Annotated in this window: 21 protein-coding genes and 2 pseudogenes; 8 read left to right on the top strand and 15 right to left on the bottom strand. The window is 59.4% G+C overall.

The features are described 5' to 3' along the window. Positions 1 to 70: 70 nt before the first annotated feature. Together gabT and H3L94_RS07635 are read right to left on the bottom strand one after the other, a co-directional pair. Positions 71 to 1345: a 4-aminobutyrate--2-oxoglutarate transaminase gene (gabT, locus tag H3L94_RS07630; RefSeq protein ID WP_182121529.1), complete on the bottom strand. Its 1275-nt coding sequence runs from the start codon at positions 1343 to 1345 to the stop codon at positions 71 to 73. Between the two features lie 241 nt (positions 1346 to 1586). Further along, positions 1587 to 2315, bottom strand: coding sequence for a YebC/PmpR family DNA-binding transcriptional regulator (locus tag H3L94_RS07635; RefSeq protein WP_182121530.1), 729 nt, complete (start codon positions 2313 to 2315; stop codon positions 1587 to 1589). A 150-nt stretch (positions 2316 to 2465) separates the two neighbouring features. On the opposite strand from H3L94_RS07635, the gene H3L94_RS07640 reads away from it, so the two are divergent. Further along, positions 2466 to 2714, top strand: a complete 249-nt coding sequence (locus H3L94_RS07640) for a DUF1289 domain-containing protein (protein WP_182121531.1) — start codon at positions 2466 to 2468, stop codon at positions 2712 to 2714. 160 nt (positions 2715 to 2874) lie between these two features. Here H3L94_RS07640 and H3L94_RS07645 read toward each other — a convergent pair whose 3' ends face one another. After that, complete coding sequence (locus tag H3L94_RS07645) at positions 2875 to 3615, bottom strand: HesA/MoeB/ThiF family protein (RefSeq protein WP_182121532.1); 741 nt, start codon at positions 3613 to 3615, stop codon at positions 2875 to 2877. Between the two features lie 205 nt (positions 3616 to 3820). On the opposite strand from H3L94_RS07645, the gene H3L94_RS07650 reads away from it, so the two are divergent. Next, entirely contained in the window at positions 3821 to 5575 is a 1755-nt protein-coding gene (locus tag H3L94_RS07650; protein ID WP_182121533.1) for an acyl-CoA dehydrogenase family protein, read from the top strand. A gap of 110 nt (positions 5576 to 5685) precedes the next feature. Here H3L94_RS07650 and rpiA read toward each other — a convergent pair whose 3' ends face one another. Next, positions 5686 to 6357: a ribose-5-phosphate isomerase RpiA gene (gene rpiA, locus H3L94_RS07655; protein WP_182121534.1), complete on the bottom strand. Its 672-nt coding sequence runs from the start codon at positions 6355 to 6357 to the stop codon at positions 5686 to 5688. A 146-nt stretch (positions 6358 to 6503) separates the two neighbouring features. Continuing rightward, entirely contained in the window at positions 6504 to 8396 is a 1893-nt protein-coding gene (locus tag H3L94_RS07660; RefSeq protein ID WP_182121535.1) for an aminotransferase class I/II-fold pyridoxal phosphate-dependent enzyme, read from the bottom strand. 312 nt (positions 8397 to 8708) lie between these two features. On the opposite strand from H3L94_RS07660, the pseudogene H3L94_RS12540 reads away from it, so the two are divergent. Further along, positions 8709 to 8896: pseudogene (locus H3L94_RS12540) on the top strand (ATP-dependent exonuclease). Positions 8897 to 9059: 163 nt separating this feature from the next. On the opposite strand, the gene H3L94_RS07665 reads toward H3L94_RS12540, so the two are convergent. After that, positions 9060 to 9497: a hypothetical protein gene (locus H3L94_RS07665; RefSeq protein ID WP_425325912.1), complete on the bottom strand. Its 438-nt coding sequence runs from the start codon at positions 9495 to 9497 to the stop codon at positions 9060 to 9062. Positions 9498 to 9506: 9 nt separating this feature from the next. After that, positions 9507 to 10298, bottom strand: coding sequence for an NUDIX domain-containing protein (locus H3L94_RS07670; protein ID WP_182121536.1), 792 nt, complete (start codon positions 10296 to 10298; stop codon positions 9507 to 9509). Positions 10299 to 10466: 168 nt separating this feature from the next. Here H3L94_RS07670 and H3L94_RS07675 point away from each other — a divergent pair, with 168 nt between their 5' ends. Beyond that, positions 10467 to 11633: an efflux RND transporter periplasmic adaptor subunit gene (locus tag H3L94_RS07675; RefSeq protein WP_182121537.1), complete on the top strand. Its 1167-nt coding sequence runs from the start codon at positions 10467 to 10469 to the stop codon at positions 11631 to 11633. Between the two features lie 5 nt (positions 11634 to 11638). On the opposite strand, the pseudogene H3L94_RS07680 reads toward H3L94_RS07675, so the two are convergent. Then, positions 11639 to 11754 (bottom strand): annotated as a pseudogene (locus H3L94_RS07680) (lipoprotein signal peptidase). 71 nt (positions 11755 to 11825) lie between these two features. Between H3L94_RS07680 and H3L94_RS07685 the strand changes: the two are divergent. Then, a complete protein-coding gene (locus H3L94_RS07685) occupies positions 11826 to 12215 on the top strand; it encodes a hypothetical protein (RefSeq protein WP_182121538.1) in 390 nt (129 codons plus the stop codon). Between the two features lie 281 nt (positions 12216 to 12496). Here H3L94_RS07685 and H3L94_RS07690 read toward each other — a convergent pair whose 3' ends face one another. Beyond that, positions 12497 to 13090: a hypothetical protein gene (locus H3L94_RS07690; protein WP_182121539.1), complete on the bottom strand. Its 594-nt coding sequence runs from the start codon at positions 13088 to 13090 to the stop codon at positions 12497 to 12499. Positions 13091 to 13375: 285 nt separating this feature from the next. Here H3L94_RS07690 and H3L94_RS07695 point away from each other — a divergent pair, with 285 nt between their 5' ends. The 3 genes from H3L94_RS07695 (at position 13376) to H3L94_RS07705 (ending at position 17567) form a co-directional block, all read left to right on the top strand. After that, positions 13376 to 15313 (top strand): MacB family efflux pump subunit, encoded by a 1938-nt coding sequence (locus H3L94_RS07695; protein WP_182121540.1) that lies wholly within the window; start codon positions 13376 to 13378, stop codon positions 15311 to 15313. A gap of 84 nt (positions 15314 to 15397) precedes the next feature. Then, complete coding sequence (locus tag H3L94_RS07700) at positions 15398 to 16831, top strand: TolC family protein (RefSeq protein WP_182121541.1); 1434 nt, start codon at positions 15398 to 15400, stop codon at positions 16829 to 16831. Positions 16832 to 16982: 151 nt separating this feature from the next. Next, on the top strand, positions 16983 to 17567 hold the full coding sequence (locus H3L94_RS07705) for a LysE family translocator (protein WP_182121542.1): 585 nt from the start codon (positions 16983 to 16985) through the stop codon (positions 17565 to 17567). On the opposite strand, the gene H3L94_RS07710 is transcribed toward H3L94_RS07705, so the two are convergent. The 6 genes from H3L94_RS07710 to H3L94_RS07735 all read right to left on the bottom strand — a co-directional run bounded on the left by H3L94_RS07710 (position 17526) and on the right by H3L94_RS07735 (position 23019). Then, entirely contained in the window at positions 17526 to 18341 is an 816-nt protein-coding gene (locus tag H3L94_RS07710) for an AraC family transcriptional regulator (protein ID WP_182121543.1), read from the bottom strand. The genes H3L94_RS07705 and H3L94_RS07710 overlap by 42 nt on opposite strands. Next, positions 18334 to 18735 (bottom strand): heme-binding protein, encoded by a 402-nt coding sequence (locus tag H3L94_RS07715; protein ID WP_009117771.1) that lies wholly within the window; start codon positions 18733 to 18735, stop codon positions 18334 to 18336. Before H3L94_RS07715 ends, H3L94_RS07710 begins: the two co-directional genes overlap by 8 nt. Positions 18736 to 19104: 369 nt before the next feature. Next, positions 19105 to 19767: a thiamine phosphate synthase gene (gene thiE / locus H3L94_RS07720; protein WP_182121544.1), complete on the bottom strand. Its 663-nt coding sequence runs from the start codon at positions 19765 to 19767 to the stop codon at positions 19105 to 19107. Positions 19768 to 20070: 303 nt separating this feature from the next. Next, positions 20071 to 21354, bottom strand: a complete 1284-nt coding sequence (gene hemL, locus H3L94_RS07725) for a glutamate-1-semialdehyde 2,1-aminomutase (RefSeq protein ID WP_182121545.1) — start codon at positions 21352 to 21354, stop codon at positions 20071 to 20073. Between the two features lie 56 nt (positions 21355 to 21410). Then, the gene (locus H3L94_RS07730; protein WP_182121546.1) at positions 21411 to 22208 is read right to left on the bottom strand and encodes a hypothetical protein; all 798 of its coding nucleotides are present in this window, start codon (positions 22206 to 22208) and stop codon (positions 21411 to 21413) included. A 43-nt stretch (positions 22209 to 22251) separates the two neighbouring features. Next, positions 22252 to 23019 carry a 1-acyl-sn-glycerol-3-phosphate acyltransferase gene (locus H3L94_RS07735; protein ID WP_182121547.1) on the bottom strand — a complete coding sequence of 256 codons (768 nt, stop codon included), beginning with the start codon at positions 23017 to 23019 and terminating at the stop codon, positions 22252 to 22254. Positions 23020 to 23021: the final 2 nt, after the last annotated feature.

Here is a 23021-nt window from a genome sequence, read left to right on the forward strand (position 1 = left end):
AAGAAAGGCTACCTGAAAGCAGCGCCGCGGCAAAGCCGTGAATCTTTCAGGTAGCCTTTTCTGCCTATACTCAGGCCTTGGCGGCTTGACGCAGGGCGTTTTCCAAAATGCCCATGGCTTCTTCGAATACCTGATCTTCGATGGTCAGCGGGAACAGGAAGCGGATCACGTTGTAGTACATGCCGGTGGTCAGGATGATGAGACCGTTTTCCAAAGCGATGGCTTGCGCTTTTTTCGGCAAATCGGCATCAGGCTGGCCGTTGTTCATGAACTCTACGGCCACCATGCCGCCCAAGCCGCGGATATCGGCGATTTGCGGGATGTCGGCTTTCAATTGTTCGAATTTGGCTTTCACTTTGTCGCCCAATACGGTGGCGCGCTCATTGAGTTTTTCTTCTTCAATCACGTCCATCACCGCATCGGCGGCAGCCAAGGCCAAGGGGTTGCCGGCGTAAGTGCCGCCCAGGCCGCCCGGCAGCGGGGCATCCATAAACTCGGCTTTGCCCACCACGGCAGACAGCGGGAAACCGCCGGCCAGGGATTTGGCCAAGGTAATCAGATCGGGCGCCACGCCGGTGTGTTCGGTGGCAAACAGTTTGCCGGTGCGGGCGAAACCGGATTGCACTTCGTCGAAAATCAGGGTGATGCCGTGCTCGTCACACAGTTTGCGCAATTCTTTCAGGAAGCTGAACGGGGCCACATTGAAACCGCCCTCGCCTTGTACCGGCTCGATGATGATGGCCGCTACATCGCTGGGAGCCACGTCCACTTTCAACAGCTTGTGCAGCGCGTTCAGGGATTCTTCTTCGCTGATGTTGTGCAATTTGTTCGGGAACGGGATGTGATAGATATCGCCGGGGAAGGGGCCGAAGTTCAATTTGTAGGGGGCCACTTTGCCGGTCAGGCCCAAGGTAAAGTTGGTACGGCCGTGGAAGGCGCCTTGGAAGGCGATCACGGCGCGGCGGCCGGTTTTGGCGCGCGCGATTTTAATGGCGTTCTCTACGGCTTCGGCACCGGTGGTCACGAAGAAGGTTTTGGCGTTGCCGCCTACCGGAGCGGCCTTGGCGATGCGCTCGGCCACTTTGCCGTACAGGGCGTAAGGAATCACTTGGTAGCAGGTGTGGCTGAATTGCTCCAACTGCTCGGCTACGGCTTTCTGTACTTTGGGATGCAGATGGCCTGTATTCAATACGCCGATGCCGCCGGCAAAATCGATGTAGCGCTTGCCTTCAGTGGTCCACAGCTCGGCGTTACGCGCTTTTTCCACGAAAAAGTCGCACATTACGCCCAAGCCGTTGGGCAAAACGGCTTTGCGTTGTTGGTTCAGTTCGGCTGTTGAAGTCATCAGGGTCTCCTTTTCATTAAAATCGTAACAACAGATGGATTACGCTTGAACCGCCGCTTTTCAGGCTGCCTGAAAAGCGGCGGCGGGCAATAGGAATGAAACGGGTGTAAGGTACGCTTCCCGTGCAGCGGTGTCAATCAAAATTCCGCCAGCGCAACAAAGGTTTCGCCAAGCAAAACAAAAGAGCGGGCAAGCATGCGAAACAGGCTACCTAAAAGCCTTCAGGTAGCCTGTTTCCGCTTTATGCTTCAAACTGCAAAACGGCGGAAGTGTAAACGTTTTGCACATCGTCCAAATCTTCCAAGGCATCAATCAGCTTCTGCATTTTCACCGCCTCTTCGCCGCTGAGCACGGTTTCGTTTTGCGCCCGCATGGTGACGTCGCCGTCTTGCGACTCAAAACCGGCGGTTTCCAAGGCAGCTTTTACCTGAGCCCAGTCGGCCGGCGCGGTCACCACTTCGATGATGCCGTCTTCGTCCACAATCACGTCTTCCGCACCCGCTTCCAATGCGGCCTCCATCAGTGCGTCTTCATCGGCGTCGGCATACACCAGATAGCCTTGGTGGGCGAAATTGAAGGCCACGCAGCCGTCGGTGCCCAAATTGCCGCCGTATTTGTTGAAGGCATGGCGCACATCGGCCACGGTGCGGGTTTTGTTGTCGGTCATGCAGTCCACCATCAGCGCGGCGCCGCCGATGCCGTAACCTTCGTAGCGCAGCTCGATGTAGTCCACGCCTTCCAGATTGCCGGTGCCTTTGTCGATGGCGCGCTGCACGTTGTCTTTGGGCATATTGGCGTCCCACGCTTTATCCATCGCCAAACGCAGGCGCGGGTTGGAGGCGGGGTCGCCGCCACCCAAACGCGCGGCAACGGTGATTTCTTTGATCAGTCGGGTAAAAATTTTGCCGCGTTTGGCATCAACGCGGGCTTTCTTGTGCTGGATGTTCGCCCATTTACTGTGGCCGGCCATAATCTTTATCCTGTGGGTGTGGTTTTTCAGGGGGCGGATTTTATCACTTTCCCTTGGCCGGATAAAAGCCGCTGTATATGCCGCCACCGCTGCCGCAGCGCGCGGTTTCGCTTACAATACGGTCTTCCGCCGCCTGCTTGCCACGCCATCATGGAACAACTCGAATTTTTCAGCATCCCCAGCCCCTGCATCGGCGTCTGCCAGGTGAACAACAAAGGCTACTGCAAAGGCTGTTTGCGCAGCCGGGAGGAACGGTTGTACTGGCTGAAGCTGACGGATGCGCAAAAACAAAACGTGCTGCGCCTGTGCCGTATGCGCAAGCGTAAACTGTTGCAGCTGGCGGCGGAAAAAAATGCCCCGCAAATCGAATTGCCGGAACAGATGGATTTTGATTTCTAAACCGCTTTTACAGTCGAATAACACTGCATGAAACAAGGCGGCCAGCCGAAGACGGTGCAGACCGTACGGCAAGGCGCAAACAACCCTGTCCCGTCCTTATTTTAATGACGATACCAAACAGGCTACCTGAAAGTTTTCAGGTAGCCTGTTTGCATTGCTTTCACCGCCCGCCGCACACCCGGCACTCGGGATTTTGCTGCAAACGGAAATGCTGCCACGCTCCGCTCAAAGCTTGGTAGCAACGCAGCACACCGCTTTCAACCGGCAGGCCCATCAGTATTTTTAAGGCTTCTGCTGCCTGCGTGGTGCCGATGATGCCGACCAAGGGCGAGAACACGCCGAAGGTGGCGCAGGCGCCGTCGTCCGCCTGTTTGCCGTCGAACAGACAAGCATAGCAGGGCTGGCCGTCCCGGTCGGGCCGATACACCGCCACCTGCCCTTCAAAACGCACCGCCGCGCCGGACACCAGCGGCGTGCGGGTGGCCCAGGCGGCGGCATTCAGGGCGTGGCGGGCGGCGAAATTGTCGCTGCAATCCAAGGCCACATCGCATTGCGGCAGCAGACGGCGCAGGCCGTCTTCGTCCAGGCGGCCGTAGGTTTCCACGCGGCAGTCGGCATTCAGCCGTTTCAGGTAGCCTGCCATGGTGGCGGCTTTGGCTTGGCCGATGTCGGCTTCGGTGTAGGTAATCTGGCGCTGCAGATTGGTGTCGTCCACCGTATCGTGGTCGGCAATCAGCAGACGGCCCACGCCGGCGGCGGCCAGATACGGCAGCGCGGCCGCACCCAAGCCGCCGCAACCGAGTACCAGCACCGTGGCGTCCAAAAGTTTCTGCTGGCCTTCAATGCCGATTGGGTCCAACAAAATGTGGCGGCTGTAACGCAGCAGCTGGCGGTCGTCCATATCATTCCACACGCAAAAACAAAGGGCGGATTATAAGCCGATTCCCGCTTTGCCGCCGCCCCCGCAAACCGTAGTTTCAGGTAGCCTTGTCGCACCGGGAAACTGGAGTAGATCATCGGCTTTTTGCCTTTGCAAGCACCGCGCCCTTTGCTATGCTGCCCAGTCTCAAACCCACAAACAATCACAAATCCGCAAAGGAGAAAGCATGAACTACCGCGCCCCCGTTAACGAGCTGCTGTTTGCCCTGCGCACCCACGGCCAGCTGGCCGATGTGCTGGCCCATGGCAACAGCGGCCTGGATGAAGACACCGCCGCCGCCGTGCTGGAAGAAGCCGCCAAATTTGCCGAAGAAGTGCTGGCGCCCACCAACCGCACCGGCGATTTGAACGGCGCCGTTTTGAAAGACGGCCAAGTAACCGTGCATCCCGACTTGGCCGCTGCCTTCCAAGCCTACCGCGAAGCCGGCTGGGCCGGCGTGCGCGCCCCTGCCGAATACGGCGGACAAGGACTGCCCGCAGCCGTGGCCGCCGCCTGTGAAGAAATGTGGTGTTCGGCCAACCTGGCCTTCTCCCTGCTGCCCATGCTCACCTTGGGCGCGGTCGAAGCCATCGCCACCCACGCCTCCGAAGAGCAAAAACAACGCTTCCTGCCGCCAATGTGCGAGTGCCGCTGGAGCGGCACCATGAACCTGACCGAGCCCCAAGCCGGCACCGATCTGGCCCAAGTGGCCGCCAAAGCCGTGCCCAACGGCAACGGCGCCTACCGCATCAGCGGCCAAAAAATCTTCATCACCTGGGGCGACCACGAGCTGACCGAAAACATCGTCCATCTGGTGCTCGCCCGCCTGCCCGACGCCCCCGCCGGCGTGAAAGGCATTTCCCTCTTTATCGTGCCCAAATATTTGGTAAACGAAGACGGCAGCCTCGGCGCGCGCAACAACGCCCACGCCGTGATGCTCGAACACAAACTCGGCATCCACGCCAGCCCCACCTGCGTGATGCAGTTTGAAGAAGCCGAAGGCTACCTCGTGGGCGAAGCCGGCCAAGGCTTGGCCTATATGTTCACCATGATGAACCACGCCCGCCTCGGCGTGGGCATCGAAGGCCATGCCGTGGCCGAACGCGCCTACCAGCACGCCCTGGCCTACGCCAAAGAGCGCGTGCAAAGCCGCAGCATTGCCGGCGGCAGCGGCGCGGTGACCATCATCCACCACCCCGACGTGCGCCGCATGCTGCTGGTGCAAAAAGCCACCCTTGCCGCCCAACGCGCTCTCTATCTGCAGGCCGCCGCCGCCATCGACTTCGCCCACCACCACCCCGATGAAACCGCCCGCCAAGCCGCCCAAGCGCGCCTGGGCTACCTGATTCCCATCGTCAAAGCCTGGAGCACCGACAACGGCACCACGCTCACCAATCAGGCCATGCAGGTATTCGGCGGCATGGGCTACATCGAAGAAACCGGCGCCGCCCAGCTGGTGCGCGACGTACGCATCACCGCCATCTACGAAGGCACCAACGGCATCCAGGCGCTTGACCTGATGGGCCGCAAAACCGCCGCCGACCAAGGCCGCACCGCCTACGCCCTGCTGGACGAAGCCCAAGGCACGGCCGAGCAGCTGGCCGCTGCCGACGCCGGCCTGGCCGACACCCTGCGCCAAGCCCTCGCCGCCGCCCGCAGCAGCGTGGACACCATTCTTACCCAATACGCCGCCAACCCCGAGCTGGCCGCCGCCAACGCCCACGCCTATCTGCACCAAATGGGCTGCACCCTCGGCGCCGCCGCACTGGCCAAAGAATACCTGGTCGCCGGCGACAGCGGCTTCGGCGAAGCCTTTGCCGATGCCCGCCGCCACACTGCGCAGGCCTACTTCGCCTATGTGCTGCCGCAAATCCACACCTACGCCGCCCAAATCGCCCGCGGCGGCGAAGCCCTGCTGGCCGTGCCGACAGAGCTGCTATAAACCAACAGGGAAGCCCGCTTCCCTCTTTAAATACACAAACAGGCTACCTGAAAACTTCAGGTAGCCTGTTTTACGATATGGCGTCTGCCAAAAACAGAATGGAGAACGGTTTACCAGCTGCCGATTTGGATCACTTCCGCGCCGCCGGTTTTGCCCAGCACCAAAACATGCGCAGGGTGGCGGGCGAAGAGACCGTTTTCCACCACGCCGGGGATCTTGTTGATGGTGTCTTCGAGGGTGAGCGGTTCGTTAATGGTCAGTCCGTGCACATCCACGATTTCGTGGCCGCTGGCGGTGGTGAAGCCGATGCGCAGCTCGGGTTCGCCGCCGAGTTTGAGCAATTGGCGCGACACCAGCGAGCGGGCGTGGGGAATCACCTCCACCGGCAAAGGAAATTTGCCCAGGCGCGAAACGTATTTGCTTTCATCGGCGATGCAGATAAACCGCTCGGACGCGCTGGCGACGATTTTCTCGGCCAACAGGGCGCCGCCGCCGCCTTTGATCATTTGCAGGGTGTGGTTCACTTCGTCGGCGCCGTCGATATACACGGGCAGGCCCAGCACGTCGCTGAGGCGGATTTCGGGAATCTCAAACTTGGCCAGCAGCTCGCTGGTGGCTTGCGAGGTGGATACCGCGCCTTTGATGCGCTTGCCGCTGGCGGCCAGTGCCTCGATGAAGCAATTGACGGTGCTGCCGGTGCCGATGCCGATGTATTCGTTTTCCGGCACGAAATCGACGGCTTTTTGGGCGGCAATGCGTTTCAAATCGTCTTGGGTGGCCATGTTGGTCTCCTTGTGTTCAGAATGGGCGGGCTACGGCGGCATCATACACCAAAGCCCGCCGGACGGGGCCGGCAACGACATCGGGCTACCTGAAAATGCTGTTCAGGTAGCCCGATAGGTGATTGTCAGGCGGCAAGCCGGACGGCCTATTCGGCCGAAAGTTCGGCCTGCTCGGCGGTGCTCAACACGCGGATGCTGCCGTCCGGTGTGAGGCCGTGGATTTCTTTGTCGTCGCTGCCGGCCTGCATGCGGGCGAGGAAATCGAGGATGTCGGCGCTGATTTCCTGGCCGGGCACCAACACGGGAATGCCGGGCGGATAGGGCACGATTTGGTCGCAACAGATGCGGCCGATCAGGGCGGGATTGGCTTTTTTGCCGTTCAACAGCGGCAGGCGTTCGCCGTCACTGTAGAAGGCGTCGCGCGGCAGGCAGGCCAAGCGGCTGAAATGCGGCACTTTGAGCGGCGGCCCTTTCAGGCTGGCTTTGCGTTTCGGCTGCTCCTGATCCAGGGTGTTGAGGGCATGGATGAGGCGCATGGCTTTTTCGGCGGTGGTGCCGATGGTCACCAACACGCTGACGGTGGCGAAGGTGGCTTTTTCCACCTGAATATTGAAACGCTCGAACAGGATGTGTTGGATTTGGTTGCCGGAGAAGCCGCTGGCGCGGGTGTCGATGGTGATCTTGGTGGGATCGAGGCGCACATTGTCGCGGCGGATGCTGTCGGGCATCAGTTCGTCGATGGAGGCTACCTGAAAATGATGCAGGGCGTTGATCCGTTCGCGCAGCATGGCGGCGATGCCCAGCGCTTGCGACAACAAACCGTAGCCTTCCATCACCATTTGCTGGCGGGCCACGTCGAGGCTGGCGATGATGCTGTATTGCGGGCTGGTGGAAGCGTGCATATTGAAGGTTTCGCGCAGCAGGTGCGGGTCGTGCGCCGGGTCGTTCACATGCACCATGCTGGCCTGCGAAAAGGCGGACATGGTTTTGTGGGTGCTTTGGGTCACGTAGTCGGCACCCAGCTCCAGCGCGGTGGGGCGGAAGGCGGGGTGGAAACGGGCAAAGCCGTACCAGGCTTCGTCGATGATGACCTTCATGCCCTTGGCGTGGGCGGCTTCGATAATCGGTTTGAGGTCGTAGCAGAGGCCGTCGTAGGTGCTGCTGGTGAGAATGAGCGCGGTGGCGTAGGGGTGTTCTTCGATGGCGCGCAGAATGGTCTGCTTGGGCACCAGGCCGAACAGGCCGAGGGCTTCGTTGGTGCTGCTGTCCAGATACACCGGCCGCGCGCCCGACAAAATCACGCCGTGGTGCACCGATTTGTGGCAGTTGCGGTCGAGCAGCAGGGTGTCGCCGGGGGTGAGCAGGGTTTGCAGAATCACCTTATTGGCGGTGGAGGAGCCGTTGGTGGCGAAATAGGTGCGGCGGGCGCCGAAGGCTTGGGCAGCCAGATTTTGCGCTTCTTCGATGACGCCTTCGGGGTGCAGCAGGGAGTCGAGGCTCTGCACGGAAACCGACAAGTCGGCCTGCCACATGCTTTGGCCGACAAAATGGTAGAAATCGCTGCCCCAAGCGCTGTGGCGCAGCGAATCGCCGCCGGAATGGCCGGGGGTGTGCCAGGAATCGGGCTTGCGGTTGACGTAGCTTTGCAGGGCGGAATAAAACGGGGTGGCACTTTGTTTTTGCAGGTCGGCGGCCACGGCGTCGCGCACGGCGTTGCCGTCGCGGCGCGACAGCGGCAGGCGGCGGGCGGCTGGGCAATGGGCGGCTTTGCCTTCGTCGTCGCTCCACAGATACAGCGGCACTTCGGCGCGCCAGCTCAGGCTTTGGCGGGCATCGCCGATGGTTTTGAGCTGCTTTTGCGTGAGTTTGGCGGCGTCCAGCACCACGGCCTGCACGCGCGGATCGTTGAGGGCGGTTTCCCAATCGTCGAAGGGATAATTGTCAAACACCAGCGTCATGCTGCCGGTGATGTGCATTTGGTCTTTGAGGGGGCTCATGCCGTCTTTGGACAAGACGATCACGCTGCTGATGGCGCTCATCAAATTTCTCCTGTATCTGTGTTATTGGTATGGGGGGCGCCCAGCCTGCATCTTGACGTTTCTCTTATGCATATCGGCCGGCTACCCGCCTGAAAATCAAGCGGGCGGATTATTCCAAGCCTGAAGCAGAATGGCAAGGCCGATGTGGCGGCGGTGGCGCAAAAGCAGTAGCATACTTGTTTTGAACCACTTTGTAGCAAGGAAATTCAAGATGATGCGCGCCCTTCTGTCACCGGCTTTTATCCGCCGCGCCCTCACCCGGCCTTCCTGTGTGTTGGCCGCCCTCTCTGTTTTGCTGGCAGGCTGAGACCTTTGCAAAACCCCCATCTGCAGCGCATTTCTGCGTTGTGCGTTTATGCCCTATGGGTACTGCTCGCTCACTTGCCTATCTGTATGATATGTCTGTCCCACAGGGATTCCTGGCGTTCACGCTCGCTGCGCTGCTACGCCTTGAACTGCATCCACATCTGGGGGTTTTGCAAAGGTCTCAGGCTACCTGAAAACCTCCAGAACTGAGTTCAATTCCTTATATTTATGTATGGATAAAATTTCCCTGCATTCTCTACATGGCCCGAGCGGGGATGTGGAAGATGCAGGGTATGGAGGAACAGCGGTTGCAGGCGATTGACGGAGGCGGCCGTTTCAAACTGCCGTTTAAGCACGCTATCGCGCCTCAAAGGCTACCTGAAACGTTTGTCGGCCTACGGTGATGTCGGCCAAATAATCGCGGCGCTGGTCGGTGCACAGCGGCAGGCGGACGGCTTTGGCGCGCCAGCTGCCGTCGGCTTGGGGCTGCAAATCATAGCGGTTGAAGCCCATGTCCATATCGCGCATGGAAAAGCTTACCGACACCTTGTCCACCCCGTTCGGCACTTGGCGCAATTCGATGTCGAACGGCCCTTTGAGCAGGGCGGCAAAATGCAGGCGGCTGCCGTCGGGCAAGGTACAGCCCTGTGCCGGCACGCACGGCGCGGCGGTTTGGCTGACAGCGGGTTTCTGTTGGGTAAACCATTGCAGCGCCAACAGTTTGGCGGCGGCAAACGCCAACAGTAATACCGCCACCGCCAAAGCTTTCTTCTGATTCAAACCCAAACGGGACATCTCTGCTCCTCAACAATCAGCACGCTCTTGCGCCACCGCCACGCCGTGCACGCCGGCGGCCAACCAGCACTCGCGGTAACGCTCAGCCAGCACAGCATCGGCCAAAGCCACCACCGGCAGCGCCACACCGGCCAACACTACCCGGCAAAGCGTTTCCGCCACCGCATCGTCGCCCACCGTCCACACCACCACATCGGCATCCTGCGCCGCCGCGAAACCGGCTTCATCGGCCACCGCCAGCCACACGCTGTCGGCTGCGGGCAAACGGCCGAGTTTGGCCGCCTCTTCCCGCGTCAGCAACACCCGCGCATGGCCGGGTTCGCTCAAAGCATAAGGAACCACCCGATAAGCCGCACCGTCGCCCAGCCCGGCACTCAGGCTACCTGAAAGCGCATCAGGCACCGCCAAAGCGGCCAATAAAGCGGCATTGGCCGGCAGCATGGGCGACACGGTGTAGCGCCCCGGCTGCTGCCAGGCCCATTCTTGGCCCTCTTTCGCCTGCAGCTCGCCCTGCCAGCCGTCGGCGGGAATGCGGAAAAAACGCAGATGCACGCGGGCGTGCTCGTAACTGTGGATTTTCACCAGCCACGGCCGCGCCCGATGGACCATGATGCCCAACTCCTCGGCCAATTCACGTTGCAAGGCAGCGAATTCGGTTTCGCCCGCCTCCACCTTACCGCCGGCAAATTCCCAATAGCCGGCGTAAGCTTTGCCGGCCGGGCGCGAAGTGAGCAGCAGTTCGCCTTCATGGTTATACACAATGCCTGCCACCACGCGCAGCAGGGGTCGCTCATCAAACATTTTCAGGCTACCTGAAACACCAAAACGGGCGGCAGTTTACTGGAGGCCGCTGTGGCGGGCAATTGCGCCAATGGCGGGTAATCCTATGTTAAGGCGGTTTAACGCCATGTGCAGTTTGCCTACAATACCGCTTTTCCTCGGGCATCTGCCGGAAAGTATTTTGGCAACATGAAAAAAAGCACCAAATGGATTGCAGGCGCCGTTATTCTGCTGGCCCTGATTGTCGGCCTCTTTTTTTGGATGAACCGCAACCAAGAGCCGCAAATCGATTACCTGACCGAAGCCGCCCGCCGCGACAACCTGCGCCAAACCGTGGCCGCCACCGGCGAAATTTCCGCCGCCCAACTGGTGGACGTCGGCGCGCAAGCTTCCGGCCAAATCAAAGTAATGCACGTTAAAATCGGCCAGCAGGTAAAACAAGGCGACCTGATTGCCGAAATCGACGCCACCACCCAGGCCAACGCCCTCAACACCCACCGCGCCAAGCTCGATACCTACCGCGCCCAGCTCGCTTCCGCCCAAATCGCCCTGCAAACCGCCGGCCGCCAGCTCAACCGCGAACAAGCCCTGATGGCCGAAAACGCCACCTCGCGCCAAGAGCTGGAAAACGCCCAAGACGCCCATGCCGCGGCCAAAGCCCGGGTGGCCGAGCTGCAATCGCTGATCCGCCAAACCCGCATCGCCATCAACACTGCCGAGGCCGACTTGGGCTACACCCGCATCACCGCGCCCATCAGTGGCACCGTGGTGTCCGTACGCGTGGAAGAAGGCCAAACCGTCAATGCCAACCAAACCACGCCCACCATCGTGCAGATTGCCGACCTCAGCCGCATGCTCAATAAAATGCAGATTGCCGAAGGCGACGTTACCAAAGTGCAGGCCGGCCAACGCCTCTTGTTCACCACCCTGGCCGATCCCGAGCACGAACGCGAAGCCGAGCTGGACAGCGTGGATCCCGGCCTCACCACCATGTCGCAGGGCGGCTACACCACCAGCACCGACACCACCAACACCGCCATCTACTACTACGCCCGCGCCCTGGTGCCCAACGACGACGGCAAACTCGCCATCGGCATGACCACGCAAAACAACATCGTCATCAACCAAGCCCAGAACGTGCTTTCCGTGCCGGCGATGGCCGTCAAACAGCGTGGCAGCGAACGCTTCGTGCGCATCCTCACCGCCGAACGCCGGCCTGAAGAACGCCGCGTGAGCGTGGGCATCAGCGACGGCGTGCGCACCGAAATCACCTCCGGCCTGAAAGAAGGCGAAGAAGTAATCGTGTCCGAAAGCGACGGCGACATCAAAGCCTGGAAAGGCGGCCCGATGATGTAAGCGCTTCAGGTAGCCTGAGGCCTTTGCAAAACATCCAGATGTGGATGCAGTTCAAGGCGTAGCAGCACAGCGAGCGAGCAGCGCACAACGCAGAAATGCGCCGCAGATGGGGATTTTGCACAGGTCTCAGCCTGCGCAGAGGCTACCTGAAACCCCACCACCGCCCCTAACCGCAACCACAAAGGAGCCTCCATGTCTTACCGCCCTTTACTCCTGCCCCTGCTACTGACAGCCGCCCTAAGCGCCGCAGCGGCCGACAACCAACTGGCCTGTACCACCAAAGTAGAAGAAGCCGATATGCAAGTATGGGAATGCGAATACGCCGCGGACGACTTGCCAGCCGCCTACGCGGCGCTGCGGCACAAGCTGGATGCCCAGGCAGCCGAATGGCCGCCGGCATTGCCGGCCGGCAACCGCATTATCCGCCCCAACGATGATGCCTTCTTCCGCTATGTCAAATGGGTTTCGGCCAATGAAGTAGTGGTGGCGCAAGAAGGCCGCGGCGGCAACCTCGGCCTCAACAAAGCCACGCTGCGGCGGGAAAACGGCCGCATTGCCATTCATTGGCTGAGCAGCGAATAGCAGAACAACAGCAGGCAGGGTTGGCTTCCGACACCGCCCTGCCACCGATACCTCTTGCAGGCTACCTGAAAACGCTTGAACCGCATTTTTCCGGTCAGATTTTGGGGTAAATGATATGCGTACAGCGTTTTATGAAAACCGTATTGCCTCGCATTGGATTCGCCACCTTACGAAGCCTTTTTATGAGCTTATCCGCCGGTATATTTTTTGTTTGATTCATGTAAATTGATTTTCATCTTGGACTGCGCAATATCTTCATATTATCAAAGTCAAAAATTTTTTTATTCCATATAAAAGAAAACATAAACCAAAAAAGACAATACCATTCCAATAGCAATAGCAGCCAATATATACGGCAGCTTGGTTCCTGAAAACAATATGATGGAATCTATGGTTTCAACCTTATGCTTGGTTGGCAGCGCTTGTTCCAACCTTTCTAATAAATATCTCTTATTTTTTAATACCGCATCCTGACCTGCCTCATTAAAACCCACGCCGCCCAACCAGAAATATTTGTTCTTTCCATCTACTTTTACTCTCAAAACATCCAACCACCCTTTTTTCGAGATACTGAAATGATAATTGTCAATATTATTCTCTAAAAATACCGTAACCTTATTGGATTTTTCATCAATTATTTTTATCCAATCTCCGCTTATTTGAATTGAGACGACTTTGGTAAAATGCATATTGATCCAGATAAATAGCATAGCGATGATAGCCAATATGCTTTTTTTACCCAAAAAATCGGATAAAGAATCTGAGAGCACTGCGGCAAGCAGTAAAATAAAAAGAATTAATGAACTTATCCATAAAGCCGATAGACTATACTTTCCAAATCTGGGGTTTATTTCATTCACCGTTTCTTTACCCATAATAGATAAACGCAGTCTGATTGATTAATAGAAAACCATACCATCTATCCATGACATGGATTCGCTCTTTTTCTTGCCTCTATGGCCTATTGATCAATGATGGCCATGCTTAGTTTCAAAAAAAGATGCGCTTGCATTTTCTAGAAATCATGAATATCGTTATTTATGCGGATTTTATTTGAGATGAAAAACCACATCAAACCGATAACCACTGCCTCCATTGCCAATATTGTAACGCACTGATTTATAGATTTTTCCTCTGATCGAAAAACAAAAGAATCCCCCATGAGTCTTATCGAATGCCGCAACATCAACCGTTCTTTCGGCGAAGGCGACAGCCGGGTACACGTGTTGAAAGACGTCAGTCTTACCATTGAGAAAGGCGACTTCATCGCCATCATCGGCCAGTCCGGCTCCGGCAAGTCCACCCTGATGAACATTCTGGGCTGCCTTGACAGCGCCTCTTCCGGCTCCTACACCATAGACGGTGTGGAAACCGCCCAAATGAGCGCCGACGAGCTGGCGGCACTGCGGCGGCGCAAATTCGGTTTTATTTTCCAGCGCTACAACCTCTTGGGCGCCCTTTCCGCGCGCGACAATGTGGCCCTGCCCGCCGTATACGCCGGCATGGCGCAGAAAGAGCGTGAAGCGCGCGCCACCCAATTGCTGGCCGACCTCGGTTTGGCCGGTAAAGAACACAACCGCCCCAACCAGCTTTCCGGCGGTCAGCAGCAGCGGGTATCGATTGCCCGTGCGCTGATGAACGGCGGCGAAATCATTTTGGCCGACGAACCCACCGGCGCGCTGGATTCGGCCAGCGGCGTGATGGTGATGGAAATCCTGCAGGAGCTGCACCAAAAAGGCCATACTATTATTTTGGTCACCCACGACCCCAACATCGCCGCTTTCGCCAACCGCGTGATCGAAATCCACGACGGCCGCATCGTGGCCGACACCAGCAAACAGCCGCATCAGGCCGTTCACCGCATCGAGAGCCGCGGCGAACAGTCGTCCTGGCGCTTTTACCAAGACCAATTTGCCGAAGCCTTCCGCATGTCGGTGCAGGCCATCATGTCGCACAAAATGCGCTCCCTGCTCACCATGCTCGGCATCATCATCGGCATCGCTTCGGTGATTTCGGTGGTGGCGCTCGGACGCGGCACGCAAGACAAAATCTTGGCCGACATCAGCGCCATCGGCACCAACACCATCGCGGTTTATCCCGGCAAAGGCTTCGGCGACCGCACGCGCCACCGCATCCGCACGCTGTCGGTGGGCGATGCCGAAGCCATCGGCAAACAAGGCTATGTGGACAGCGTCACCCCGATGACGGCCAGCAACGGCACCGCCACCTACCGCAACATCAACGTGAGCGCCCAAATCATCGGCGCAGGCGAACAATTTTTCAGCGTGCGCGGCATCAAGCTGGCCGAAGGGCGGTTTTTCGACCAAAGCGATGTCGATCAGCGCGCCCAAGTGGTGGTGATCGACCCCAACACCCGCAAGCAGCTCTTTCCCGACGGCCGCAACCCGCTGGGGCAGACCATTTTGTTCAACAAACGCCCGCTGCACATCATCGGCCTCACCATCGAAGACCCCAACAGCTTCGGTGCGGGCGAAAACCTGCAAATGTGGTCGCCCTACACCACCGTGATGCAGCGCATCACCGGCTCCAGCCACATCAACTCGGTGATCGTCAAAATCAAAGACCACGTCAGCAGCTCGGTGGCCGAGCAGGGCCTGAAAGAGCTGCTCATCGTGCGCCACGGCAAGGAAGACTTCTTCACCAGCAACAGCGACAGCGTGAAAAAAACCGTGGAAAGCACCATGCGCGCCATGACGCTGCTGATTTCCAGCATCGCCTTAATTTCACTGGTGGTGGGCGGCATCGGCGTGATGAACATCATGCTGGTATCGGTCACCGAGCGCACCCGCGAAATCGGCATCCGCATGGCCATCGGCGCCCGGCAGGCCAATATCCTGCAACAGTTTCTCATCGAGTCGGTGCTCATCTGCCTGATCGGCGGCCTGATCGGCATCACCCTCTCTTATCTGGTGGGTCTGCTGTTCAATCTGTTTGCCGCCGAATTTTCGATGTCGTTTTCCACCCTGTCGATCATCGCCGCGGTGCTCTGCTCTTCCGCCATCGGCATTCTGTTCGGCTTTATTCCGGCCAAAAACGCCTCCAAACTCAACCCCATCGCGGCCTTGTCGCGCGATTGAACTTTTCAGGTAGCCTGTTGCCCAATAGCGCTCCGCCACGCACACAACCCAAGGCTACCTGAAAACCGCCAACGGTAATCCATCATGACTTTGACTTCCGCCCGCTTTTCCGCCGCCTGCCTCGCCGCCTTATGCTTGGCAGGCTGCGCCATCGACACCACGCCCGACACCGGCATCGGCCTGCACCAAGCCATGCGCGAACGACCCAATGCAGTCGTGGCCGACGACACCCTCGCCGAATTCTATCGGGCGCATATGCAGCACGATTGGTGGCAAACCTACGGCGACCCGAAACTGGACGCTTTGGTCAAACGGGCGCTCGAACACAATACCGACTTGAAACAGGCCGCCCTCAACGTCAACAAAGCGCTTTATCAGGCCAATATCCTCGGCGCCAATCTGGTGCCGGATGTCAACGCCAACCTGGGCGTATCGCAAAGCCGCAACCTGCAAACCGGCAACAACACCCCGAAAAGCTACAGCAGCCAGCTCGGCTTGAGCTACGAGCTGGATTTGTGGCACCGCCTCAATGCCGCCGCCTCGGCGCAAATCTGGGTGCAGCGCGCCACCGCCGAAGACCTGGCCGCCACGCGGCTGGCCGTCATCAACAATGTGGTGGACGGCTATTTCCACATTGCCTACCTCAACCGCGCCATCCGTCTGCAAGAGCAGGCAGTGGACAACTACCAAAACATCCTGCGTATTGCCGAAAGCCGCCACCGTCACGGCAAAGTGTCGGCCAACGAGCCGGTACAGGCGCGTCAGGCCCTGCTCTCCGCCCAAGACCAACTGCGCCAACTACAGGAAAACCGCCACGCCGCGCGCAGTATGTTGGCGCAAATCTTCAACAGCGACCCCGAACAAAATTGGTCGTTCGGGCCCGATCCGGAACACTTCCAGCTGCCGGAAATCAAAAACGGCGACCCCAATCTGGACATTCCCATTACCGCCCTCACCCACCGCCCCGATTTGCTCGCCGCCGAAGCGCGTTTGCAAGCCGCACTCAAAAACCAAACCGCCCAATACCGCAGCTGGTATCCCCGCATCACCCTCAACGCCGCCCTGAGCCACAGCGCCAACCGCGCCGCCAATCTGTTTGAAGTGCCCGTGCTCGGCGGCGGCATCGGCATCAGCCTGCCCTTTCTCAACTGGCCCACCCTGCGCTGGCAAAACCGCATTGCCGAAACCGAATTCGAGCAGGCCAAACTGGCTTTTGAAAAAGCCTTGCTCACCGGCCTGCACGAAGTCCACAACCAATACCGCCTCTACCGCCACAGCCTGCAGCAACAAGAAAACGCACGCGAGGCCCTGCGCCTGGCACGGGAAAACAGCCGCTACCACCAAGTGCGCTACCAGCACGGCCGTAGTAGCCTGCGCGACTGGCTGCAAGCACTCAACAGCGAATACGCCGCCGAACACAGCCTGCTTCAAGCCCGCTATACCACGCTCAAACATGAAGCGATGATCTACAAAGCCATGGGCGGACGCTACCAAACCGCCACGCCCTCTGCCCGATAAACCTTTTCACCCAAAATCAGGCTACCTGAATACTTTCAGGTCGCCTGATTGGCTGACTAAACCACCGCACCGGTACGGCCGTTTTCTTCAATACGCCCGCCTGTTCTTGCGCCACCATCCGTATTCCGCACAATCCACACAGGAGACGGATATGCCCGCATGGACATGGTGGGCCTCGGTTTTGAGCTTCGCCCTCGCTTCTTCCATTTCGCCCGGACCGGTGAACCTACTCACCCTGAGCAATACCTTATCGGGCTACCTGAACAGCAGCTTCCGCTTCATCACCGGCGCCACCGTCGGCTTTATGCTGCAACTGCTGATACTCGGCACCGCCCTGCAGCCGCTGCTGCGCGCCTGGCCGTGGCTGGAGACCGCGCTGCACATCGGCGGCGTGCTGTTTTTGCTGTGGCTGGCCTGGCTGCTGTGGCGCGACAGCGGGCAATTAGACGATGCCCGCCGTCGGCCGGCCGATTGGCACACCGGTCTGGCGCTGCAATGGCTCAATCCCAAAGCCTATCTGGCCGCTGCGGCGGCAGTGGGGCTGTATGCCGGCGGCAACCCGCAGCATCTGTATTGGCTGACGGCGGCCTACGGCGCGGTGTGTTGGCTTTCTTTGGCGGCTTGGATCGGTTTGGGCTGTCTGCTGCGCCGCCATGCGCAGTCGCCACGGCGGATGCGGGCCCTCAACCGTTTATTAAGTGTGCTCTTGCTGTTGGGCATCGGGCTGATGCTGTGAATAGCGCCCCGGCGTCACGGCCAGCGAGCGTTTGAAGCGGCGCTGGAAATGCGCCTGGTCGGCAAAGCCGAAATCTTGAGCCGCCTGCGCCAGCGGCGCGCCCCGCGCAATGGCTGCTTGGGCTTGGGCAATGCGGCGGCTGAGCAGCCATTGGTGCGGACTCATGCCGCTTGTCTCAAGACGGCGCGACAACTGGCGCCGGCTCAAGCCCGCCGCTTGCGCCCAAGCATCCGCATCTTGAATCGCCGGATTCGATGCCTCCAAAATGTCGATTAAGCCGCGCCAAGGCGCACACTGCGGCCTTGCCTGAGCCGCCTCACGCTTCAGCGCCGCAGCCAGTGCCTGCCAGCATACTTCGGCACGGCCGTCGGCCTGCCTGACCGAACGCAACAAGGCCAGCATCGCCGCAACCAAGCGACGGCTGCGCCAAGGAGCGCCGTCGGCCAAAACCGGAATGCCACTACCGACAGCCTGCCGGAAAGCTTCGGGCGGGATATAGCACATCATATAATGCCAAGGCTGCCCGCCGTAGGGGTTGCAGGCATGCGGGGTATCCGGCGGCATCAGCATCACGCTGCCCGTGCGGGCGGCATAATGGTGTCTGCCGCAACGGTACACCGTGCGGCCGTGCAATACCAAACCCAGCGACCAAGTAACGTGGGTATGCAGGCCGTAAACGATACCGCCGCCCGAACCGCAGCGGATTTCCCAACCCGGCAGCTCAGGCGGACGATAAAACCGGTGGCGCTCGCCCACGGCCAAACGCTTAGGCAACGGCGGCCACGCCGGCTTTGGCGATTTGTGCGTCCTGCTCTTTGGCCACGCCGGATACGCCTACCGCACCGACGGTATGGCCGTCCACCACCACCGGCACGCCGCCTTCCATGCAGCCCGAGAGCGGCGCAGTCAGAAACGCATAGCGGCCGCCGTTGACCATGTCTTCAAACACTTTGGTTTCTTTGCGGCTGATGGCGGCACTGCGGGCTTTTTCCAAAGACACTAGGCTGCCCATCGGCGCGCAGCCGTCCAAACGGGTCATGCCCAGCAGAAAGCCGCCGTCGTCCACCACGCTGATGGCCACATTCCAACCGTTTTTCTTCGCCTCGGCGGTGGCGGCGGCCAAAATGGCCTGCACTTCCTGTTCGCCCAAAATCGCTTTGCTTTGCATGGTTTTTCCTTTCGTTTTGTTCAACTGATCCAATCAACAGGGCAGTCGCCCCTTAGAACCTGTTCATAGTCTTCTTGCGCAGCGGTTTTTCGAGGAAAAAACCGCAGATGCAAGGCGAAAATGCGCTAAAGATTGAACATCTTGCAAGTATTTTCAACGTGGCAGATGCGGAATTTTGACCGAAAATACCGCCGCAACGGAGACCATGAACAGGTTCTTATGTTTTCAGGTAGCCTGCCGACGCAGCATCGGGCTACCTGAAACCGTCTTGCTTATTTTCCCTCCGGCATAACCCGCTCAGATAACGGCTCCGGCTAAGCAATGTCCGAACCGCCCGGCTGAAGCGGGCTACCTGAAACGCTGCCGGCCCTACTGCGGCCACAAGGCCTGAAACGCCTTCACCACTGCGGCCGGATCGGCCGCTTCGGTCACCGCGCGCACCACCGCCAGCGAAGACACGCCGGTGGCCAGCACGTCGGCGGCATTGTGCAAATCGATACCGCCGATGGCCACCGTAGGCGTGTTGCCCGCCTGGGCCACATAGCGGCGCAGATTGTCCAAGCCCTGCGGGGCGGTGGGCATGGTTTTGGTGGTGGTGGGGAAAATCGCGCCGCAGGCCACATAGCTGGGCCGCACCGCCAAGGCGCGGGCCAACTCGGCATCGGAATGGGTGCTGATGCCCAGGCGGATGCGGGCATCTCGCAAAGTGGGCAAATCGGCGGCATCCAAATCTTCCTGCCCCAAGTGCACGCCGTAAGCGCCTTCCTCCAGCGCCAGCCGCCAATAATCGTTGATAAACAGCTGGCTGCCGCTGCCGGCCGCGGCGGCCACCGCACGGCGGACTTCCTGCCGCAAAGCCTCGCCGCTCAGGGTTTTGTTGCGCAACTGCACGGTATCGGCGCCGGCCGCCACCATGCGCGCCACCCAATCGGCATCGGGCACCACGGCATAAAATTTCAGCGGACGGACTGGAGGCGGAAAGCCGGGCGTGAGCGGGCGGCTGTCTGCATCGGGGAGCGGGGCGGGCGTCATCGGCATTCTCCATCGGACGGGGCAAAAACAGGCGGATTATACGGAAGCGGGCCGGAAAAAGGAAAGGCTGAGACCTTTGCAAAACCCTCAGATGTGGATGCAGTTCAAGACGTAACAGCGCAGCGAGTGTGAACGCCGGGAATCCCCGTGGGACAGACATATCAGACGATAAGCAAGCGAGCGAGCAGTATCCGTGGGCATAAACGCACAACGCAGGAATGCACCGCAGATGGGGTTTTGCAAAGGTATCAGGCTACCTGAACGCCTGCCGGGCGGTTCAGGTAGCCTGTCGGACAATGCGGCTTAAGCGGCCATATCGGCAAACACCGCCCGCGCCGCAGCCACGGTTTCGTCGATCAATTCGGGCGTGTGGGCGGCCGACATAAAGCAGGCCTCGAAGGCGGACGGGCCGAAGGCCACCCGCCGCGCCAGCATGCCGTGGAAGAAACGCTTGAAGGCATCGGTGTCGGTGCGCGCCATGTCTTTGTAGTTATTAGGCAGGAAGTCGGCGAAATAGAGGCCGAACATACCGCCTTCGCAGTCGGTTCTGAACGGCACGCCGGCCGCATCGGCGGCGGCCTGGAAACCGGCCGTCAGGCGGCGGGTGTTTTCGGCGAGCTGTTCATAGAAACCGTCGCGGCGGATGATTTCCAGCGTTTTCAGCCCGGCCGCCACCGCCACCGGATTGCCCGACAGCGTGCCGGCCTGATACACGCCGCCCAAGGGCGAGATGCAGGCCATGATGTCTTGGCGGCCGCCGAAGGCCGCCAGCGGCATGCCGCCGCCGATGACCTTACCCATGGTGGTAAGGTCGGGCGTGATGCCGTGCAGCGATTGGGCGCCGCCCAAGGCCACGCGGAAACCGGTCATCACTTCGTCGTAAATCAGCACGCTGCCGTGCTCGGCGGTTAAGCGGCGCAGTTCGCGCACAAATTCGGGCGTGGCGCGCACCAGATTCATATTGCCGGCAATCGGCTCCAAAATCACGCAGGCGATGCTGTCGCCCAGCTCGGCAAAGGTTTGCTGCAGGGCGGCCACGTCGTTATAGGGCAGCACCAGGGTATGGCGGGTAAAGTCGGCGGGCACGCCGGCGGAACTGGGGTTGCCGAAAGTGAGCAGGCCGCTGCCGGCCTTCACCAGCAGGCTGTCGGAATGGCCGTGGTAGCAGCCTTCGAATTTGATGATGGCGTCACGGCCGGTAAAGCCGCGCGCCAAGCGGATGGCCGACATGGTGGCTTCGGTGCCGGAACTCACCAGCCGCACCTGCTCCACGCTGGGCAGCAGCTCGGCAATGGTTTCGGCGATGACGATTTCGCCTTCGGTGGGCGCGCCGAACGACAAGCCGCCCAGCGCTGCTTCGCGCACCGCGTCGATCACTTCGGGATGGGCATGGCCGACAATGGCCGGCCCCCACGAACCGACATAATCGATATAACGGGTATCGGCTTCGTCCCACACATACGCCCCTTCGGCTTTGCGGATAAAGCGCGGCACGCCGCCCACGCTGCCGAAGGCACGGACGGGAGAATTGACGCCGCCGGGAATCACGGCTTTGGCGCGTTCAAAAAGCTGTTCGTTGCGGTTCATAGCAAGACCTCGTGAGTCAATCGGTATCGGAAATCTGCAAGCGGCCTGAAAGCGGTTTATCCGCCCAACTGCTGCCGGATTTGTGCAATCAGATGCTGCCGTTCGGCTTTACTCAAACCTTCAATGGCGGAGAGTTTTTGATCCAGCGGCACGGGGTTGCCGCCGCCTTGCGGCGCGATACCGAGCAAAACCGGCCCTTCCGCGCCTTCTTCCAGCACCCAAGGTTGGACTTTATTGAATTGCAGCACAACATCCCGCTGCACGCCGTCCAGCGTTACTCGGTATTTTTGGCCTTGCTTAAACGTGGTCACCGGCACAACTTGCCAAGGCCGGGCATCGGCTTGATTGAAAGCGGCCACCACCCGGCGTTGGCGCGGCAGGCTGATGAAGAGCATGAAATAAGCCGCCCACAAAGCGAAGAGGGAAACCGCGGCAAAAAAAGCGAAAAACAGGGCACGGTTGCCCAAAGTTTCCACCGCCAAATCAATGCTCACCAAATCCGGATTGTCTGCGGCGACTACGGCTTCCACTTGGTAACCCTCATTGGAAAAATCGAAAAAGGCAAAAGATTTCTGCCAAGTGCGGCCTTGAGCTTGAATGGTCACGGCGCAGTCGGTAAAGGCGAATTTACGCGTTTTGCACTCGCCGTCTATGCGGGCATCGGCCAATACCTGCGGGTTTTGGCCGATACGGTAGTCAGCGTAGATTTCCTGCGCCATTCCCTTCAGCCACCAAGCCATGCCCAAAAAAATCAGCACGCACAGCAGCCCCATACACGCCAAAAAAGAAAATTTCTGCGTAATTTTATTTAATTTTAAATTCTTATCCGGAAAGTTCAGGGCAGGGAGATTCATGTTACTTCCTTTCTTCAAATCAAGGTCACTCAAACACATAAAATCAATGCTGTGCCACGGTATCGCGGATAAAGCTTTCCGCCCGGTCTTTCAGCAGGAAACGGCCGTTTTCCGCCATCCGGTCTTCGTCGTCCAGCAGCAGCGGCTCGGAAAAATCGGCGCGGATGGTGATGGCCGGCACCGACACGATGCGCCACAGCGATACCAACAAATTCATGTCGCCCACATAAGCGGGCTTGGTGCTGCGGTTGCCCAGCTGGTCGTAATAACGCAGGCCCAGCGCCATCACCGGCGTACCGCTTTCCGCCGCCGGCTGGAACAGTGCGGCCTTAAACGGCAGGGTGCTCAGGCCGTGGCTGGTTTTGGCTTCGGGGAAAAAAGACACGGTGCGCCCTTCGGCCAGCGCCCGGCGGATGGCTTCGTTGATCGGACGCACATCGTTGCGGCTGTCGCGGTTGATGAACACCGTGCCGGCCCGCGCCGCCACCGAGCCGATCAGCGGCCAAGAGCGGATTTGGCGTTTGCCGATAAACACGGTGGGATAGAGCGCCATCATGGCGAATACGTCCAGCCAAGACACATGGTTGGCCACCCCCAGAAACACCGGCGGCAGCGACAACTGCGACGGCCCGTCCACTTCGATGTGCAGAATCGCCAACAGGCGGCGGGCGGTGTGCTGCAATATGGCCCGGCTTCTTTCGCTGTAGTCGGCGGGCAAAAAAAACAGGCGCAGCGATGCGGCAAAAAACCACAGCAACACACGGAAAATGCGCCAAAAGCGCACGGGCAGGGAAGTGGAATAGTCGTTCATCA

It is taken from the genome of Neisseria shayeganii (assembly GCF_014054965.1).
GTDB lineage: Bacteria > Pseudomonadota > Gammaproteobacteria > Burkholderiales > Neisseriaceae > Eikenella > Eikenella shayeganii.

What these genes read in the sequence shown, in the direction of transcription:
- gabT (WP_182121529.1), bottom strand. Translation starts at nt 1,345, where the DNA reads ATGACTTCAACAGCCGAACTGAACCAACAACGCAAAGCCGTTTTGCCC.
- H3L94_RS07635 (WP_182121530.1), bottom strand. Translation starts at nt 2,315, where the DNA reads ATGGCCGGCCACAGTAAATGGGCGAACATCCAGCACAAGAAAGCCCGC.
- H3L94_RS07640 (WP_182121531.1), top strand. Translation starts at nt 2,466, where the DNA reads ATGGAACAACTCGAATTTTTCAGCATCCCCAGCCCCTGCATCGGCGTC.
- H3L94_RS07645 (WP_182121532.1), bottom strand. Translation starts at nt 3,615, where the DNA reads ATGGACGACCGCCAGCTGCTGCGTTACAGCCGCCACATTTTGTTGGAC.
- H3L94_RS07650 (WP_182121533.1), top strand. Translation starts at nt 3,821, where the DNA reads ATGAACTACCGCGCCCCCGTTAACGAGCTGCTGTTTGCCCTGCGCACC.
- rpiA (WP_182121534.1), bottom strand. Translation starts at nt 6,357, where the DNA reads ATGGCCACCCAAGACGATTTGAAACGCATTGCCGCCCAAAAAGCCGTC.
- H3L94_RS07660 (WP_182121535.1), bottom strand. Translation starts at nt 8,396, where the DNA reads ATGAGCGCCATCAGCAGCGTGATCGTCTTGTCCAAAGACGGCATGAGC.
- H3L94_RS07665 (WP_425325912.1), bottom strand. Translation starts at nt 9,497, where the DNA reads ATGTCCCGTTTGGGTTTGAATCAGAAGAAAGCTTTGGCGGTGGCGGTA.
- H3L94_RS07670 (WP_182121536.1), bottom strand. Translation starts at nt 10,298, where the DNA reads ATGTTTGATGAGCGACCCCTGCTGCGCGTGGTGGCAGGCATTGTGTAT.
- H3L94_RS07675 (WP_182121537.1), top strand. Translation starts at nt 10,467, where the DNA reads ATGAAAAAAAGCACCAAATGGATTGCAGGCGCCGTTATTCTGCTGGCC.
- H3L94_RS07685 (WP_182121538.1), top strand. Translation starts at nt 11,826, where the DNA reads ATGTCTTACCGCCCTTTACTCCTGCCCCTGCTACTGACAGCCGCCCTA.
- H3L94_RS07690 (WP_182121539.1), bottom strand. Translation starts at nt 13,090, where the DNA reads ATGGGTAAAGAAACGGTGAATGAAATAAACCCCAGATTTGGAAAGTAT.
- H3L94_RS07695 (WP_182121540.1), top strand. Translation starts at nt 13,376, where the DNA reads ATGAGTCTTATCGAATGCCGCAACATCAACCGTTCTTTCGGCGAAGGC.
- H3L94_RS07700 (WP_182121541.1), top strand. Translation starts at nt 15,398, where the DNA reads ATGACTTTGACTTCCGCCCGCTTTTCCGCCGCCTGCCTCGCCGCCTTA.
- H3L94_RS07705 (WP_182121542.1), top strand. Translation starts at nt 16,983, where the DNA reads ATGCCCGCATGGACATGGTGGGCCTCGGTTTTGAGCTTCGCCCTCGCT.
- H3L94_RS07715 (WP_009117771.1), bottom strand. Translation starts at nt 18,735, where the DNA reads ATGCAAAGCAAAGCGATTTTGGGCGAACAGGAAGTGCAGGCCATTTTG.
- thiE (WP_182121544.1), bottom strand. Translation starts at nt 19,767, where the DNA reads ATGACGCCCGCCCCGCTCCCCGATGCAGACAGCCGCCCGCTCACGCCC.
- hemL (WP_182121545.1), bottom strand. Translation starts at nt 21,354, where the DNA reads ATGAACCGCAACGAACAGCTTTTTGAACGCGCCAAAGCCGTGATTCCC.
- H3L94_RS07730 (WP_182121546.1), bottom strand. Translation starts at nt 22,208, where the DNA reads ATGAATCTCCCTGCCCTGAACTTTCCGGATAAGAATTTAAAATTAAAT.
- H3L94_RS07735 (WP_182121547.1), bottom strand. Translation starts at nt 23,019, where the DNA reads ATGAACGACTATTCCACTTCCCTGCCCGTGCGCTTTTGGCGCATTTTC.